Source organism: Gloeocapsa sp. DLM2.Bin57 (assembly GCA_007693955.1).
Classification (GTDB): domain Bacteria; phylum Cyanobacteriota; class Cyanobacteriia; order Cyanobacteriales; family Gloeocapsaceae; genus Gloeocapsa.
On sequence record RECR01000044.1, the window covers coordinates 15005 to 32364 of the forward strand.

Annotated in this window: 14 protein-coding genes and 1 tRNA gene; 8 read left to right on the top strand and 7 right to left on the bottom strand. The window is 38.5% G+C overall.

Annotated features, from left to right (window positions below; all coding sequences use genetic code 11):
- Positions 1–33: 33 nt before the first annotated feature.
- On the top strand, positions 34–1212 hold the full coding sequence (locus tag EA365_03475; protein TVQ47543.1) for a polysaccharide export protein: 1179 nt from the start codon (positions 34–36) through the stop codon (positions 1210–1212).
- Here EA365_03475 and plsY read toward each other — a convergent pair.
- Positions 1204–1836, bottom strand: coding sequence for a glycerol-3-phosphate 1-O-acyltransferase (gene plsY / locus EA365_03480; GenBank protein TVQ47544.1), 633 nt, complete (start codon positions 1834–1836; stop codon positions 1204–1206). The two genes, EA365_03475 and plsY, sit on opposite strands and share 9 nt — an antisense overlap.
- A gap of 9 nt (positions 1837–1845) precedes the next feature.
- Positions 1846–2913 carry a DUF3086 domain-containing protein gene (locus tag EA365_03485; GenBank protein TVQ47545.1) on the bottom strand — a complete coding sequence of 356 codons (1068 nt, stop codon included), beginning with the start codon at positions 2911–2913 and terminating at the stop codon, positions 1846–1848.
- 66 nt (positions 2914–2979) lie between these two features.
- Here EA365_03485 and EA365_03490 point away from each other — a divergent pair, with 66 nt between their 5' ends.
- From EA365_03490 to EA365_03505, 4 genes are all read left to right on the top strand, one after another.
- Positions 2980–4647, top strand: coding sequence for an alpha/beta hydrolase (locus EA365_03490; protein ID TVQ47546.1), 1668 nt, complete (start codon positions 2980–2982; stop codon positions 4645–4647).
- Positions 4648–4870: 223 nt separating this feature from the next.
- A tRNA-Cys gene (locus EA365_03495) sits at positions 4871–4942 on the top strand.
- A 30-nt stretch (positions 4943–4972) separates the two neighbouring features.
- A complete protein-coding gene (locus EA365_03500) occupies positions 4973–5668 on the top strand; it encodes a hypothetical protein (protein ID TVQ47547.1) in 696 nt (231 codons plus the stop codon).
- A 120-nt stretch (positions 5669–5788) separates the two neighbouring features.
- Positions 5789–9403: a 5-oxoprolinase gene (locus EA365_03505; GenBank protein TVQ47548.1), complete on the top strand. Its 3615-nt coding sequence runs from the start codon at positions 5789–5791 to the stop codon at positions 9401–9403.
- Here EA365_03505 and dusA read toward each other — a convergent pair.
- Positions 9392–10375 (bottom strand): tRNA dihydrouridine(20/20a) synthase DusA, encoded by a 984-nt coding sequence (dusA, locus tag EA365_03510; protein TVQ47549.1) that lies wholly within the window; start codon positions 10373–10375, stop codon positions 9392–9394. The two genes, EA365_03505 and dusA, sit on opposite strands and share 12 nt — an antisense overlap.
- Before the next feature lie 26 nt (positions 10376–10401).
- On the opposite strand from dusA, the gene EA365_03515 reads away from it, so the two are divergent.
- From EA365_03515 to EA365_03525, 3 genes are read left to right on the top strand one after another with little or no spacing between them, the layout of a single operon-like run.
- Complete coding sequence (locus EA365_03515; protein ID TVQ47550.1) at positions 10402–10791, top strand: hypothetical protein; 390 nt, start codon at positions 10402–10404, stop codon at positions 10789–10791.
- Positions 10778–11839 (top strand): phosphotransacetylase family protein, encoded by a 1062-nt coding sequence (locus tag EA365_03520; protein ID TVQ47551.1) that lies wholly within the window; start codon positions 10778–10780, stop codon positions 11837–11839. Before EA365_03515 ends, EA365_03520 begins: the two co-directional genes overlap by 14 nt.
- On the top strand, positions 11836–13053 hold the full coding sequence (locus EA365_03525; protein ID TVQ47552.1) for an NAD(P)/FAD-dependent oxidoreductase: 1218 nt from the start codon (positions 11836–11838) through the stop codon (positions 13051–13053). The genes EA365_03520 and EA365_03525 overlap by 4 nt, the downstream gene beginning before the upstream one ends.
- On the opposite strand, the gene EA365_03530 is transcribed toward EA365_03525, so the two are convergent.
- Genes EA365_03530 through EA365_03545 form a run of 4 tightly spaced genes read right to left on the bottom strand, consistent with a single transcriptional unit; the run spans position 13043 to position 17356 of the window.
- Positions 13043–14833, bottom strand: a complete 1791-nt coding sequence (locus EA365_03530) for an ABC transporter ATP-binding protein (protein TVQ47553.1) — start codon at positions 14831–14833, stop codon at positions 13043–13045. The two genes, EA365_03525 and EA365_03530, sit on opposite strands and share 11 nt — an antisense overlap.
- A gap of 46 nt (positions 14834–14879) precedes the next feature.
- Positions 14880–15920: an ABC transporter permease gene (locus EA365_03535; protein TVQ47554.1), complete on the bottom strand. Its 1041-nt coding sequence runs from the start codon at positions 15918–15920 to the stop codon at positions 14880–14882.
- Between the two features lie 16 nt (positions 15921–15936).
- The gene (locus tag EA365_03540; GenBank protein ID TVQ47555.1) at positions 15937–16401 is read right to left on the bottom strand and encodes a DNA phosphorothioation-associated protein 4; all 465 of its coding nucleotides are present in this window, start codon (positions 16399–16401) and stop codon (positions 15937–15939) included.
- A gap of 10 nt (positions 16402–16411) precedes the next feature.
- Positions 16412–17356, bottom strand: coding sequence for a F0F1 ATP synthase subunit gamma (locus tag EA365_03545; GenBank protein TVQ47556.1), 945 nt, complete (start codon positions 17354–17356; stop codon positions 16412–16414).
- Positions 17357–17360: the final 4 nt, after the last annotated feature.

Below are 17360 nucleotides of genomic sequence, written 5' to 3' on the forward strand. Positions count from 1 at the left end.
TTATAAACTAAAAAGCTAAAGTAGTGATTGTCTATGAATATAATGCAACGTCCATCTCTAATCTTAAAATCTTCTGCGATCGCCTTACAAGTAGCTGTACTTTGCTTAACTCAATATACCCTTTTCCCTAGTTTAAGCCTAGCACAACAGTCCTTTTCTCTACCCAAACCAGCGAAAGGAACACCCACCCCAACAACTCCACCTAATCCAACTTTTAGTTTAATTAACCCTATCCCTAGTAGTCGTGTCTTTCCTCCTAGAGAAGATGATACCTCCAGAAAATTTAGTGTCTATCGTTTGGATGTAGATGATGTGGTGTCTATCAACGTAGAACAATTCCCCGAATTTAATTTTATCGGTCCAATTGATATCGAAGGGAATATTGTTATACCGATTTTAGGTCGAGTCAATATCGCAGGTTTAACCTTAGAAGAAGTAGAAAGAAAAGTCAGTTCTGAATTGGGTAATCGCTTTTTACTTACCGAACCGATAGTATTTGCTGTTTTAGCTGCACCTCGTCCTGTGAGTGTGACGATGATTGGAGAAATCGCGCGACCTGGATTTTATACCGTGGATAGTGCAACCCTTTTAAATGATATTTTGGTTATTTCGGGAGGAACAAAAGAAACCGCTGATTTAAGAAAAGTAATTGTGCGTCGTACCCTTTTTGATGGTACTGTTATTGAAGAAAGAGTAGATTTATATACTCCTCTAATTACTGGAGCTCCAGTTCCCAAAATCCCCCTACAAGGGGGAGATACCGTTATCGTTTCTCGTTTAGAAACTGGCGATACCCAAGATTATGACAGAGTTTTAGTTGCAAGAAGTACTTTACCAGTACAAGACATAACAGTTAGGGTTTTAGCTCCTGTAGAGCCTTCGGGTCAAATTTTACAAAATCTCGCTTTACCTAATGGCAGTAATTTCCTCGATATTCTGGCTGCTGTTCCTCTTGTAGATACTCTCCGAGTTAACGTGACTGATGTTACTTTATTGAGGTTTGACCCCGAAAGAGGACAGGTTGTAACTCAGAGTATTAATGTGAGAAGACTCCTCAGAGGAGACATTTCTTATGCAGTTCCTTTACAAGATGGTGATGTTATCGTAATAGGTCGTACTGTATTAGGTAAAGTCTTTGCAGCGTTTAATGTGCTGACTCAACCTTTACGAGATGTTAGTAGTTTTCTCTTCCTGATAGATAGATTAGATTGAGGTAGAAGCTTCTCCTAGTTTTGGTTCAGTACCTGCTAGAATTCTCTCTATATTGGTTTGATGTCGCCAAATCACGTAAATACCTGCTATTACCCCTAGCAAGATATAAGCCGGGGGTTGTTGTAGGGTGATCATGAAAATATTCAGGGCGATCGCTCCACAAATAGAACTTAAAGAGACTATTCTAGAGATACCTAGGACGATCAGAAAAACTCCTAGACACCCTAAAGCTACTATGGGATTAATGATCAAAAATACTCCTAAACTAGTAGCGACAGATTTTCCCCCTTGAAAGTTTAACCAAATAGATTTACTATGACCGATAATCGCCGCTAATCCTACCGCTACTATTAACCAAGTTTGCCAAGTAGGGGGTATGATTTGATTGAAAAAGGGGATAAGAGCGATCGCGATCATCCCTTTAGTCAAATCTACTACAAAGACGATTAGCGCTGCTGTTTTGCCAACACTTCTTAATACGTTTGTAGCTCCAGTAGAGCCAGAACCAACTTCCCGAATATCGATACCTTTGAGATATTTAGCTATCCAATAACCTGTAGGAATTGAACCGAGTAGATAACCAAGTAAGACTAATCCTATAGCTACGAGTAGCTTCGTAAGCATAAAATCCCCCTAATAGAGATAATTATAACTAGACGCTGATTGTGGCTCAGGTGCAAAAGCTAACCACAAGGGGAATTGTAACAGAGATAGACTAACTTTTTCTTCCATTTCGTCGATAATAATCAGAGGTTGTTCTTGATCTTCTACCAATCTTTCTGCTTTTTGGGCTAAAGCTTCGGGATTTTCAAATAAAACGATACCCCGACTTGGTCCAAAATCGCTGCGAGATATCCCTAGACAATCTTGTAAACCCCTGCGCCATTCTCCGAGTCTTTCGGGACTATCTGCTAGAATTAAGTTTTTACTGCGATCGCCGTAGATTTGCGAAAGGATAGCAATAACCGCTGAAGCTACTAAAATATTTTGTAACCGCGATCCCATAGAACGAATTGCACCTCTTCCACCCTGATTAAAAAACCAATTTTCTACTCTTTCGGCGTGAATTGGTTCAAAAGTGCGTCTCAATTGCCAAGGTGGTCCATAATAATCAGGACGATTACGATATTGTTCGATTAACTGTTTAATCTGTTGTTTCTCTTTTTTAAAAGCTTGTTGACTAAACTGGGGTGTACTTGGTTCTCTGATATTGGCTTCTGGTGGTGATTCCCAACTATCTAAGCGGGATAATTCCAATTGTTCTGCACTAGCTGCTAAATCCTGTAAACTACCTACTAGATAGTCTTTAAATCCTTGTACTCTAATCGCTAATTCTTGAGATACTCCCGCGAAGTTACTACGCATTTCTTGTTCAATGCGATCGCGACGACGTTCTAATTGTTCAATAGTAATCAATAAAGCTTGTTTTCGTTGTTCTAATTCTACTAAACCTTCTTCGACTAAACGATTTACACTAGCTTGTAATTGTTTTTTCTGCTCTTGTAAGCTATTTATTTCCTCTAGGAGATTGTCTTTTTGAGTTTGGAGAAGAGTCAGGGTTTCTGACTCTGGAGTTGTTGTTACTTTTGGTGAATCATCCTCAGATTCGCTCAAGGGATTATCAGGAGTATCTAGAGATAATTCGGTGATCTCTTCAGAGGTAGATAAGTTATCTAATTTAGGGAATTCTTCTGAATTCATCAATTAACCAATATATATTAAGCATCCATCCCCATTATAATTTATAACATCCTTAATTAAATTTTTATGTCTATTTTCAGTAAAACAACTGCTATTTTAGCTTCTTTTGTTTCAGGTTTAGTATTAAATACAGTTACAGCAACATCTACTGTCGCTGCTGAAGATATCTTGTTTCTCTATACTCCCGTCAGACTCTCCTTGAGTATCGACTCTTTAACAGAATTTGCCGAATCTGGGACAATTAATCCTGATTTGGACTTTTATCTCAGGTTAGCTGATGCTACAGAAGAGGAAACAATCGCTTTTCAAGAAAGACTCAATCAAAGCATAAAAGTAGATCCAGTTCGTTTGTCTCGTCTTTTAAATAGTCGTCTCGGAGAAGATTTTCTCTCACGTTTAGGACATATTATCAATATCCAGGGAGGTAGTAACGGTAAATTTCCTCTTCGTGGTGCATTAATCAACGCTGCTTTTGATCCTGAAGGTCTAAGTTTCATCGGGTTTTTACGTGAACTTCCTGTCAATATTGAGATTAACGTTCGGGAATTACAAGATATGGTCGATCGCATTAATACTGTTGTTGACGCCACTATCTTATTTAGTGAAGAAATAATCAGATTAGCCTCACAAGAAATCCAGATGACACCTACTGTTGATTATAGTCAACTTCCTGACCTTACTCAACCCGGGGAGTACAGAGTAACTCAAGAAACCTGGATGCTTACTGATCCTAGTCGCGATCGCTCTTTCCGCGTTTTAGTTTACTATCCCCAAGGTGAATTAAATCCCGATACCCCTGTAGTCATTATTTCTCATGGTTTAGGATCACCCCCAGAAGATTTTGGCTGGATAGCTACTTATTTAGCTTCTTATGGTTATTTAGTGGCTATTCCCCAACATCGAGGTAGTGATTTTACTCAAGTAGAAAATTTACTTGATGGTTTGACGCGATCGCTACCCATCACTGAAGAATTTGTCGATCGCCCACTTGATATTAGTTTTGTCCTTGACGAACTCGAAAAACGCAACCAAAGTCAATTCAACGGTAAATTAGAACTAACTAGAGTCGGACTATTTGGTCATTCCTTTGGTGGTTACAATATTTTAGCTTTAGCAGGAGCTACTATTGATTTTAACCATCTTGAGCAAGAATGTGATTTAACTAGAATGACTGGTAATACTTCTTTATTGTTACAATGTAGAGCCTTAGAATTAGACAGAAAAGAATATAACTTTCAAGATGAGCGTATAGCTGCGGTATATGCTGCTAATCCCGTTAATAGTGCTGTTTTTGGTCCGTCAGGATTAGCTAAAATCTCTGTTCCTGTGTTTATCGCAGCTGGTAATTTTGACCCCGCTACACCTTTTATCTTTGAACAAGTGAGTTCTTTTCCTTGGTTAACCACCGACAAGAAGTATTTACTCTTACAAGAAGGACAAGCTCATGTTGATTTTTCTAAAATAGATGCTGATTTTAACAATCTCATTCAAGCTCATATCAATATTACCCTACCCCCACCTGAATTATTACATAAATATACTAGGGCTACAACATTGGCTTTTTTGCAAAGACACCTTGTAGGTGATGCTGAATACGAAGTTTTTCTACAATCTGCTTATTTAGACTATTTAAGCACTAATCAACCATTTAGAGCTTATCTGATTACCAGAGCATCTTCTGAGGAGTTAAATGAGGGTATTGAACAATTTAAACGAGAAAGAGGAATTAGATAATTGCGAAAGTGTGGGGAGATGGAGAGATGGGGAGACGGGGAATGAAGAATGTAGAACGAGTGAATGTGCGAAAAAATAATTAATTCTTAATTCTTAATTCGCGCATTCAGAATAACCCCTAACCCCTAAAACCTAATACCTAAAACCTAAAACCTAACCCCTGTCAAATAATTCTTTGGCAAAATGCCACTTATTGTGCTAAAATAGAAAAGCTAGAAAAAATGGCGGCATGGCCAAGTGGTAAGGCAGAGGACTGCAAATCCTTTATCCCCCAGTTCGAATCTGGGTGCCGCCTTTAAAAAAATCTAAAGTTTGACATAAAATCATGAAAAATAACGATTGTGGAGTTTTTTATGTTGCAGCAGGTCAAAAATACGTTGATGAAGCTTGTAACTCAGCAGTCAGTTTAAAACAAATTAATTCTGCTTTAAAAATATCAATAGCTTGCAATATCAAACCATCGCAACAGGAATTGTTTGACCAGATTATTTTAGTTAATGAAATCGTTGCCTGTAGAAATGAAGGTTTACTATTTAAAACTAAATATCTATACAGATTATCTCCTTATCAGAAAACTCTGTTTGTTGATACTGATACCTTTTTTGTCAATGATATTGAGTCGGGATTTAGTATTTTAGACTATTTTGATGTATCTATGACTTTAGATCCTCCTGATACCTATTATCCTTCTTTACCTTCAGGAGAGAGAATTGATTGTAAACCTGTAAATACTGGAGTTATCTTTTTTAAGAAAAATGAGGTTAATGATTACTTTTTTCAAGAATGGTTGAAAATTTATTCTGAAAAATTAGCTAAAAATCCTCAAATTCGAGAAAGTGATCAAACATCATGCACACAAGCTTTAATGTATTCTCAGACCAGATTTTATCCACTATCTACTGAATGGAATACTAGATTCTGTTTTATTAATACTTTACAAGAACCTGCTAAGATTTTACACGCTTATTCTGGTAATATAAAAAAATTGCTAGACTCATTAACAAAGATGCTAACAAATTAAGAGCATGGATACCTCATTCAAGGAGATGTATTGTTTTTCGTCCTTATACTTGGAGACATACATTAGGTAAAATAAAGGATACAATTAAGAATATAATTTAAATTATTTTTCTCAAAAATTATGACTACAGGTTGGGAATTTTGGATAGATCGCGGTGGTACTTTTACAGATATTGTCGCTAAAAGTCCCGATGGTAAAATAATCGTCAAAAAACTCCTCTCAGAAAACCCCCAACAATATTCAGACGCACCCCAAGAGGGAATTAGACGTATCCTAGGGATATCTCCCACAGAAACTATACCCTCTGAAGCGATCGCCGAGATTAAAATGGGGACAACTGTAGCTACTAATGCTTTATTAGAAAAAAAAGGAGAAGCAACGGTATTAGTTATCACCAAAGGGTTTAAAGATGCTTTACGGATAGCTTACCAGAATCGCCCCGATTTATTCGCCCGAGAAATAATCTTACCAGAAATGCTCTACAGTAAGGTTATTGAAGTAGAAGAACGCTACAGCGCTACAGGAGAAGAATTAATACCTGTTAATCGAGAACAAATAAGCAAAGATTTAACCTTAGCTTATCAAGAAGGGTTCAGAAGTTGCGCCATAGTCTTACTACACGCTTATCGTTATAGTCAACACGAAGAAATCATCGCAGCGATCGCCCGTCAACTCAATTTTACTCAAGTATCAGTCTCACACAAAGTTAGTCCTCTTATTAAACTAGTCACCAGAGGAGACACTACCGTAGTCGATGCTTATCTCTCACCAATTTTACAACGTTACATTGACCAGTTTATCAGTAATTTAGGCAAAGATACAGAAGATAAACTGTTATTTATGCAGTCTAATGGAGGTTTAGTAGCAGCTAAAAACTTCCAAGGAAAAGATAGTATTCTCTCAGGACCTGCAGGAGGTATAGTAGGAGCAGTAAAAACTAGTCTTTTAGCGGGTTATAACAAAATAGTTACCTTTGATATGGGGGGAACTTCCACAGACGTTGGTCACTACGCAGGAGAATATGAACGTAGTTTAGCAAACCTGGTAGCAGGAGTGCGTATGTGCACTCCCATGATGTCTATTCACACCGTAGCAGCAGGTGGAGGATCTTTAGTCTATTATGAAGGAGGACGTTATCGGGTAGGTCCTGCTTCAGCGGGGGCTAATCCAGGTCCTGCAGCTTATGGAAAAGGTGGACCTTTGACTATTACTGATTGTAACGTAATGGTGGGAAAACTGCAACCCGAATTTTTTCCACAGGTATTAGGAAAAGAAGGAAACTCCCCCCTAGACGTAGCTATAGTTAAAGAAAAATTTAAACAACTTGTAGAAGAGATTGGCGATAATCGCAATGAAGAAGAAATAGCTTCAGGATTCTTGGCGATCGCTGTAGCTAAAATGGCGAATGCGATCAAAAAAATCTCTCTCGAAAAAGGATATGATTTATCGGAATATACCCTCTGTAGTTTTGGGGCAGCAGGAGGACAACACGCTTGTTTAATTGCTTCAGCATTAGGAATACCAGAAATAGTCATTCATCCCTATGGGGGAGTACTCTCAGCTTATGGAATTGGGTTAGCCGACATTCGGGTATTGCGAGAAAAAACCATCGAAGCTCCCTTATCTCCTGCAATCTTACCAGAATTAGAGTCAGTTTGGGCAAATCTTCTAGCAGAAGCAACCACAGAATTAAATCAACAAGGTGGTGGTAGTCAAACTAGAGAAACTATCCTCAGAATCCATCTCAAATACGAGGGTACAGATTCAGCCTTAATAGTTAATTTTACTAGCCTAGCAGCAGCTAAAGCCAAATTTTTAGCAGAATATCAACAACGTTACGGTTTTACCATTCCCGATAAACCCTTAGTAGTAGAAGCAGTATCTCTAGAGTTAATCTATCCTAACGATTCTGTAGCTATCTCGGAGTTAAATACAGAAACGAGCAAAAGTTCAACCCCAGAAACAATAGTAAAAGTATATACCGCTAACCGTTGGTACGATACCCCAGTTTATCTACGAGAAAAATTAGCACCAGGAGTGGAAATAACAGGACCTGCTTTAATTATTGAAGCTACGGGGACTAATATGGTTGAACCAGGATGGGAAGCGCAAATCAATCCCCAACAGTATTTAATTTTAGGTAAGACTCAGGATAATCAACAATTAAAGGTAACTAGTAATCATCTCTCTACACCTGATCCAGTGTGGTTAGAAATCTTTAATAATCTCTTTCGGGCGATCGCTGAACAAATGGGGACTACCCTACAAAATACCAGTTATTCAGTCAACATCAAAGAAAGATTAGACTTTTCTTGTGCTATCTTTGATAGTAGAGGACAATTAGTCGCTAATGCACCTCATATACCCGTCCATCTTGGTTCAATGAGTGAGAGTATCTCCAGTTTAATCCAAACTCAAGGAGATCATCTCCAACCAGGGGACGTTTACTTACTCAATAATCCCTATAATGGGGGAACTCATTTACCAGATCTCACCGTCATTACCCCAGTTTTTTTAGAGAATAATTCCCCAGATTTTTATGTAGCTTCCCGAGGACATCACGCTGATATAGGTGGTATAACACCTGGTTCTATGCCACCAACTAGCACTAACATAACCGAAGAAGGGGTATTAATCGACCATTTCCCACTAGTTAAAGCGGGAATTTGGCAAGAACAAGAATTAAGAGAGCTTCTAACCCATCATCCCTACCCTGTACGCAATCTCAAGCAAAATATCGCCGATTTACAAGCCCAAATAGCAGCTAATCAAAAAGGTGTACAAGAACTGCAAAAATTAGTACAACATTATGGGTTAGAAATGGTTAAAGCTTATATGCAGCATATCCAAGCTAACGCGGCTGAATGTGTGCGCAAGGCGATCGCCCAACTTAACAACGGCGAATTTAGTTGTCAATTAGATAATGGTGCGCAAATTAAAGTAAACATAGAGATTAATCAAAGCGATCGCACCGCTAAAATTGACTTTACAGGGACATCACCTCAATTACCAGATAATTTTAATGCACCAACAGCAGTATGTAAAGCAGCCGTACTCTACGTATTTAGAACCTTAGTTAATGATGATATACCCCTCAACAGCGGTTGTCTCGAACCCCTAGAGATCATTATTCCCGAACAGAGTATGTTAAACCCCCAATATCCCGCAGCTGTAGTCGCAGGAAATGTAGAAACCTCCCAGATTATTACCGATTGTCTCTATGGTGCATTAAAAGCGATGGCAGCTTCTCAGGGAACAATGAATAATTTTACCTTTGGAGATGACCAGTATCAATATTATGAGACCATTTGTGGAGGATCAGGAGCAGGACCTCATTTTGCAGGTACAGACGCCATACACAGCCATATGACCAATTCTCGTCTCACAGATCCCGAAGTGTTAGAATTACGTTTTCCTGTACTAGTAGAGAGTTTTAGCATTCGTCCCCATAGTGGTGGTCAAGGGCTTTATAATGGTGGTAATGGGGTAATTCGTCGTCTCCGCTTCTTACGCTCAATGACAGGGGGTATTCTTTCTAGTCGTCGTGTTATCCCATCTTTTGGTCTTGAAGGTGGTAATCCTGGTTTAACAGGACATAACTACTTAGAGCGCTCAGATGGTACTGTAGAAGAATTAGTAGGTACAACTATAATCACCATCAATCAAGGAGATGTTGTCGTCATCGCAACCCCTGGTGGTGGTGGTTGGGGTGGGTTGACAAGTTCAACCTACTAAAGCAATCCTAACATAAGTTAAAGCTTGGATAATAACATTTTGATTAGCACCCTCAAGATGAGCATTTTCGGTAATGTATCGTTTCCAAGCTTTACTACCTGGTGTACCAGTAAATAAATTAAGTAAATGACGCGTAATGGAATTAAGTCTAACACCCCTATGGAGTTGGGATTCAATATAGGGTAACATCTCAGCTGCTACCTGTTGACGGGTGGGAATAGAGAAGCTATCACCGTAGATTTCCCCATCTACCCTAGCTAAAAGATAAGGATTATCATAAACTGCTCTCCCAATCATGACAGCATCTACTGCTTGTAAATGTTCTTGAATAGCTGAAAATTGGGTAATTCCTCCGTTAATTTCAATCGACAAATGGGGAAATTCTTCTTTGAGATGATAGACTAAATCATAACGTAAAGGAGGAATAGTACGGTTTTCTTTAGGACTTAAACCCTTTAACCAAGCTTTACGCGCGTGGATTGTCAAGCGATCGCAACCTTCTTGAGCAACAATTTGCACAAATTTAACTAAATCTTGGTAACTATCGCGATCATCTACACCAATACGATGTTTAACCGTTACGGGAATGGTGACAGCTTGTTTCATCTCCCTAACTGCTTTAGCTACTAAAGGAGGATCTAACATTAAACAAGCACCAAAATTACCTTTTTGGACTCTAGGACTAGGACAACCGACGTTAAGGTTTACTTGATCATAACCCCAATCTTGAGCAATTCTAGCACATTCAGCTAATTCTGTTGGGTTATCTCCTCCTAATTGTAAGACTAAAGGTTTTTCTGCGGGAGAATAGTCTAAAAGCTTAGAGCGATCGCCATTAAGAATCGCTCCAGTAGTAATCATTTCTGTGTATAGTAAAGTATAGCGAGTAATCAAGCGCACCAAATAACGAAAATGGCGATCACTGCGATCCATCATTGGTGCAACGCTAACTAAATTGGATAGGATAGTCATCGTATAATCATTTTTAATTTTCAGTTATGGCTACTAATCTTAAACAACTTAGACCAGCTAGTAAATCAGATGTCATTATGTATATGCCTTATTATTCCAAAGACAAACACAGGGTATTACCTTTGGCTATAAGTCTTTATCAACAAGGCAATTTAGAAGGAGAACGTCAAATCGAAGGAGGTGACAACATTACTTTTGTCGCTTCTTGGGGAGTATCTTCTATACCGTCAGAATTCACTCGCTGCGCTTTACAATTTGAAAGAGATGCAGAGTTTCGTTATGAAATGACTATAGAAAATTCCGAACTCGTTGACCATCTGATTGATATGATAATAAATTATGATCGGACTCGTCTAGTGGACTTTCCTCGTAATTTTTATAGAAAATTACTAAATTTTGTGGATGAAAAAGCTTAAAAAAACCAAAAACTATCTAATCGTTGCCTCAACAGAAGCCTATAGTGGTAAATCAGCTACAATATTAGGTCTAGGTGAACAACTCAAACAACAAGGTTTAGCCATCGGTTACGCTAAACCAATCGGTATAGAAAAAACAGCCGATCAAGAAGCAGATCTTAATTTAATCGCTGAACAATTAACCTTACCAACAGAAGCTATTTCTCCTCCCGTTATCTTTCTCTCTCGGGAAAATGTCGCTGATGTTGTTGCTAAAAAAGATACCACTAATTACCCTGAACAAATGCAAAGTATTCTAGAGCAAAATTCAGGGGAGTTAGTAATGATCGAAGGACCTGGAAATCTTTGGGAAGGGGGAGTATTCCATCTGTCTGTACCCCAAATGGCTAATTTTATCGAAGCATCGGTTTTATTAGTAGCAGCTTATCGACGTTTAGGTTTAGTAGATATTTTACTCAAAGCTAAACAAGATTTAGGAGAGTCTCTCCTAGGGGTAATTATCAACGATATACCTATTGCGGAAATGGAAAGAGTCAGTGAAGTTATCGAACCATTTTTAGCAGAACAAGGGATAGAGATTTTAGGATTAATACCTAGAAGTGAACTACTACGCAGTATTAGCGTTAGAGAAATCAAAAAACAATTAGCAGCAGAAGTACTCTGTCGTAGCGATCGCCTCGATTTAATGGTAGAAAGTCTGGCGATTGGGGCTATGAATGTTAACTCGGCTATGGAGTATTTCCGTAAATGGAAAAATATGGCTATAGTAACAGGTGCAGATCGCGCTGATGTCCAACTCGCCGCCCTAGAAAGTTCTACTCATTGTTTAATTCTCACAGGTCAAGGGGCCCCTCAACCTTTTGTACTTAGTCGTGCTGAAGACTTAGAAATACCAATTTTATCAGTAAATCTAGATACTTTAACTACTGTTGAAATAATAGATAGTATATTTGGTCGGGTCAGAGTCTCTGAACCAATCAAGGTACAATGTATTCAAGAACTAATGAATCAACATTTCGCTATTGATAGACTCCTAGACAAATTATGAAAGTAATAGTAGTTGGCGGAGGTGCAGCGGGTATCTTTGCGGCGATCCATTGTGCTGAACTAAATAAGGAACTACAAGTAACAGTATTAGAAGCAGGACGCCAATTACTAAGTAAAGTCAAAATCTCTGGGGGAGGTCGTTGTAATGTTACTCATCACTGTTTCCAACCTGCTGAGTTAATACAATATTACCCTAGAGGAGGTCGAACCTTGACAGGCGCATTTACTCGCTTTCAACCTCAAGATACGATAGCTTGGTTTACAGCTAGAGGAGTAAAACTAAAAACCGAAACAGATGGGCGAATTTTTCCCGTAACTGATGACTCACAAACCATTATCGATTGTTTACTAAACAGCGCCACTAAAGCAGGAGTAAAATTAGTAACTAATACTAGTGTCAAAGTAGTTAAGCACATTAACAACCGCTTTACTTTAGAATTAAATAACGGTAAACAAATAGACTGCGATCGCCTCTTACTTGCTACGGGAAGTAACCCATCAGGTTATCGTTTTGCTCAACATTTCGGTCACCAGATCCAACCACCCGTACCCTCTTTGTTTACCTTAACTATTAAAGATCAACGTTTACAAGGATTGGCAGGATTAAGCGTTACTAACGCTACCATCACTCTTAACTCAGAAAAAGGCAAAATCACTCAAACAGGACCAATTTTAATCACTCATTGGGGTTTAAGTGGACCTGCGGTTTTAAAACTCTCCGCTTGGGGTGCTAGAATACTCTCTGAACATAATTATCAAATGTCGGTAGTTATTAACTGGTTACCTCCAGAAAATCCCGAATCTCTCAAAGAGAAATTACTACAATTAAAAACCTCTTTAGCTAAAAAACGGGTACAGTCTTTTTCTCCCCTAGAATTACCTAAAAGATTATGGCAACGTATAATTGAAGTAACAGGTATTCCCTCCACCACCACTTGGACTGAATTATCTAAACAAAAAATCCAACAACTTAGTCAAGAATTAACTCAAGGACGTTTTCAAATTCAAGGAAAAGGAGTATTTAAGGAAGAATTTGTTACCTGTGGAGGAGTTAGTCTCCCTGAAATCAATTTTAAAACCATGGAAAGTAAAATCTGTCGAGGTTTATATTTTGCAGGAGAAATTCTTGATATAGATGGAGTGACAGGAGGTTTTAACTTTCAAAATGCTTGGACAACAGGTTGGTTAGCAGGTAAAGGAATCGCTACGCTTTAAAGACAGAACTTCTACTACCAGTTTGCACTCTCCAGAGATTAGCATAGATACCATTTAAAGCGATTAAGTACTCATGATGACCCTCTTCGACGATTCTTCCATATTCGAGGACATAAATCCAGTCAGCGTGACGAATAGTGGAGAGACGATGGGCGATCGCTATAGTGGTTCGATTACAAGTAATCTTTTCTAGAGAACGAGATATTGCCGCTTCAGTTTCATTATCTACCGCGGAGGTTGCTTCATCTAGAATCAGAATAGGGGGATTTTTTAACAAAGCACGAGCGATCGCTATTCTCTGTCTTTGTCCTCCCGAAAGTTTTTGTCCTCTTTCCCCAACAATAGTATCATAACCCCTATGTAATTGTAAAATAAACTCGTGAGCTTCGGCTATTTTAGCAGCTTGGATAATCTCTTCTAAACTAGCCACTGGACTACCATAGGCGATATTTTCCTGTACTGTACCATGGAATAAATAGATATCCTGACTAACCAACCCAATAGCACGACGTAAATCTCTTAAACAAATATCTTGAATATCATAACCGTCTAAAGTAATTAGTCCCTGACTAACTTCGTATAGTCGTAAAATTAGTTTAATCAGAGTACTTTTTCCCGAACCTGTAGATCCCACAATCCCAATAGTTTTACCCGCGGGTATTTCTAGAGAGATATTATCTAGTACCTTTAAACCTGGTTGATAAGCAAAACTCAGATTAATTAACTTAATTTCCCCTTTGACAGTTTCTACAGGTAAAGATTGAGATCCCGAATGAATCGTTAAGGGTGTATCGAGTAAATCTAGTACCCTATTAGTAGAAGCCATAGCTCTTTGATATAAATCCAAAGTTTGTCCTAAACGAGTCAAAGGCCATAATAATCGTTGGGTCAGAAAAACTAGGACACTATAGCTACCTACTGCTAGTTTACCCTCAATTACTTCTATCCCCCCAAAAAAGAGTATAGCCAAAAATCCAATTAAAATGAAAATCCGAATTAAAGGGATAAAAGCAGCACTCAAGGCGATCGCTCTACGATTACTGACACTATAAGCTTCGCTTTCTTGTGTGAGTCGTTCAATTTCGTAAGTTTCAGTAGTAAAACTTTTAATCGTAGTAATCCCGCTTAAATTATTACTGAGACGACTACTTAAAGAACTTACCTTCTCTCTAACTTCAGCGTAACGAGGTGCTAATAACTTTTGAAAAGCCAAAGATCCCCAGAAAATTAGAGGTATTGGCAACATCGCCATCCAAGCGGTATCAGGAGTAATCACAAAAAAAGCCAGACTAATGACTACTACTGTTGTCAATACTTGTAAAATCTCATTAGCACCGATATCTAAAAATCTTTCTAACTGGTTAATATCATCATTAAGAATCGCTAACAATCCACCCGTAGATCTTTCTTCAAAATAAGCTAAATCTAATTCTTGTAAGTGACTATAAGCATGGATACGTAAATCATTTTGGATTTGTTGTGCTAAATTACGCCATAATCGCTCATAAGCGTATTCAAAGATAGACTCTAAACTCCAGATAATCAAAGAGAGAAAACAGATAAATAGTAGTTGTTGAACAACATTAGTGATACCAAATCGAGCTAGTAGAGAATGTTCTTGTTGAACCACTACATCTACAGCCATACCAATTAAAGCGGGTGGAGCGAGATCAAAAACTTTATTCAGGACAGAACAAATAGTAGCGCGCCAAATAACTTTATTATAAGGTTTAGTATAGGCTAAAAGACGAAAAAAGGGTTGTTTTGCTCGATTAGTCATTATTCTTGGAGAAAACGGTTATTTTTATTATAATATTAGACTCTAATTAATCACGAGGATCTAAGGCATCTCTCAAACCGTCTCCGAGTAGATTAAAAGCAAGTACAGTGAGAATAATCACCAAAGCAGGGGGCCAAATTAACCAGGGATGTAAGACGAGAATAGAAGCATTAGTACCTAAAGAGAGTAAATTTCCCCAACTTGGATCTGGTTGTTGAATACCTAGTCCGATTAAACTCAGAACTGATTCAGCGATAATAAATCCAGGTATAGCTAAAGTAGCGGAAATAATCATATAACTAGCGGTTTGAGGCAAAATATGACGAATAATCAGATATAATGGTCTAGCACCCATAGATCTAGCTGCTTGTACAAATTCTTGTTCTTTAATAGTTAATACCTGTCCACGAGTAACTCTAGCTAATCCGGCCCAACTAATCAAAGAAGTAATTAAGACAATCAGTAAAAATCTTTGGGTGCTTGTCAAATCTGGAGGTAATACCGCAGCTAAAGTTACCAGTAAATAGATTCCAGGGATAGTCATCAACACTTCTGCTAGTCGCATTAAAATTGCATCTACTACCCCACCAAAATAACCAGAGATACCCCCAATCAACATACCGAGGGGAAAAGAAATAGTGATACCAACAATACCCACAAAAAGACTGATTCTCCCACCGTAGATTAAACGACTCAGTTGATCTCTACCTTGTTCATCTGTACCGAGAAGATTGAGATAGCCCGATCCTACTGTACCGAATAAATGGCGATCTAATGTTAATCCTAGAAAGTTATAGCTTCTTCCTTTAACGAATAGTCGAATTGGTGAAGGTTGTGTATAGTCTCTGGTTAATTCTCTGTCTCCTGTTTCTAGATTAGTAGGACCGAGGGTGGTAGGATATACATGAGGTTGAAAGTTACGCCAGAAAATTTTTGTAGGTGGTAATAATGAACCATCGATTTGAGGAGTATAGGGATCATAGGGAGCAAAAAAATCCGCACCAATGACGATCGCGTAGAAACATAATAAAACTATTGCCCCTAAACGTGCTAGAGAGTTTTTCTTGAGTCTTTGCCACCATTTCATAATATACGTTGTTAACCTACAAAAAACGAGTTAAATCAAACTCTCCTACGGTTTCTGATTGTTTATGTCTCTCTTGATTAAGCAATAGAGCAATTGTTTCGGAATAATCTACTGATCCTTTTAATTCATCCCGTAATTTAATTAACCCGCCATTAGCATACTCTTCAAAAATACGCAAGCGTTCGTTTTCTGCTTCGTTATCGTAGAGGGAAAGAATCTTAGGGTTATTGGTTGTGGCGATCGCTATTAATTGTATAAGCCAATCATAACCACGGGAGACAAAAATATCGAGATTAATTGGGGTTGGTTCTTTAGCGGTTGTAGTGATGGGAGTCCGCCATTGATATCTTACCCCCAAGGCAGCAGCAAAAACTAGTACATCAGCGTAAGTTTGAAAAGGTGCAGTATTACCACTTTCACTGAGCAATGATTTAACTAGTTCTGCTTGCTGTTGATCGATTCTAACACGATTTGGGGGCATATGTTCCTAACTAGAGAGCTTCAGCTCCTGCTACTACCTCTAGGATTTGTTGGGTAATAGAGGCTTGTCTAGCTTTATTATAGGATAGAGTCAAAGTTTTCACCAAATCCGAAGCGTTATCAGAAGCGCTACTCATCGCGGTCATTCTCGCTGCTAGTTCACTTGCTGCTGATTCTTGTAACGCTCTTAAAAGTTGATTATTCAAATACAGAGGTAAGAGTGCATCTAGAATCTGTACTGGATCTTGTTCAAAGATCATATCTTTAGGGAAAACCTTTACTTGAGCTGCGTAAGTTTCTCTAGTTACATCTAGTTCACCCTGACGAGTAGTTAAGCGAAAGATTTCATCGTCTTTAACTTCTAATCCTTGAGTAGTTAGAGGTAAAAGTGTTTGAATCACGGGGCGAGAACTAATCAGAGAGACGAAGCGAGTATAAATCAACTCGACTCTATCTACTGCAAAAGAGAGGAAGAGAGAGAGTAGGTGATCAGAAATTTGAGCCGCTTCTGAAGCCGTGGGAATTTGTTCTAAGCTAGAATAGCTTTGGTTAATAGGGTAATTACGACGTTCTAGGTATTGTTTGGCTTTACGTCCTACGATTACGAACTCGTATTCTACTCCTGATGCTTCTAATTCTTTAGCTCTTTGTTCAGCCCTTCTGATCACGTTAACATTATAACCTCCACAGAGACCTCTATCACTAGAAATTACCAGTAGGGCTACTTTGTTAACTTCTCTTTCTTTTAACAGGGGTAAGTCAACATCTTCTAGACTCAAACGAGTTTGTAACCCGTAGAGAACTTGGGCTAGGGTATCGGCAAAGGGTCTAGTGGCGATAACTTGTTCTTGGGCGCGACGTACCTTAGCTGCTGCTACGAGGCGCATAGCTTCGGTAATTTTTTTGGTATTTTTGACTGATTGAATGCGATCGCGAATAGCTTTGAGGTTAGACATTTTT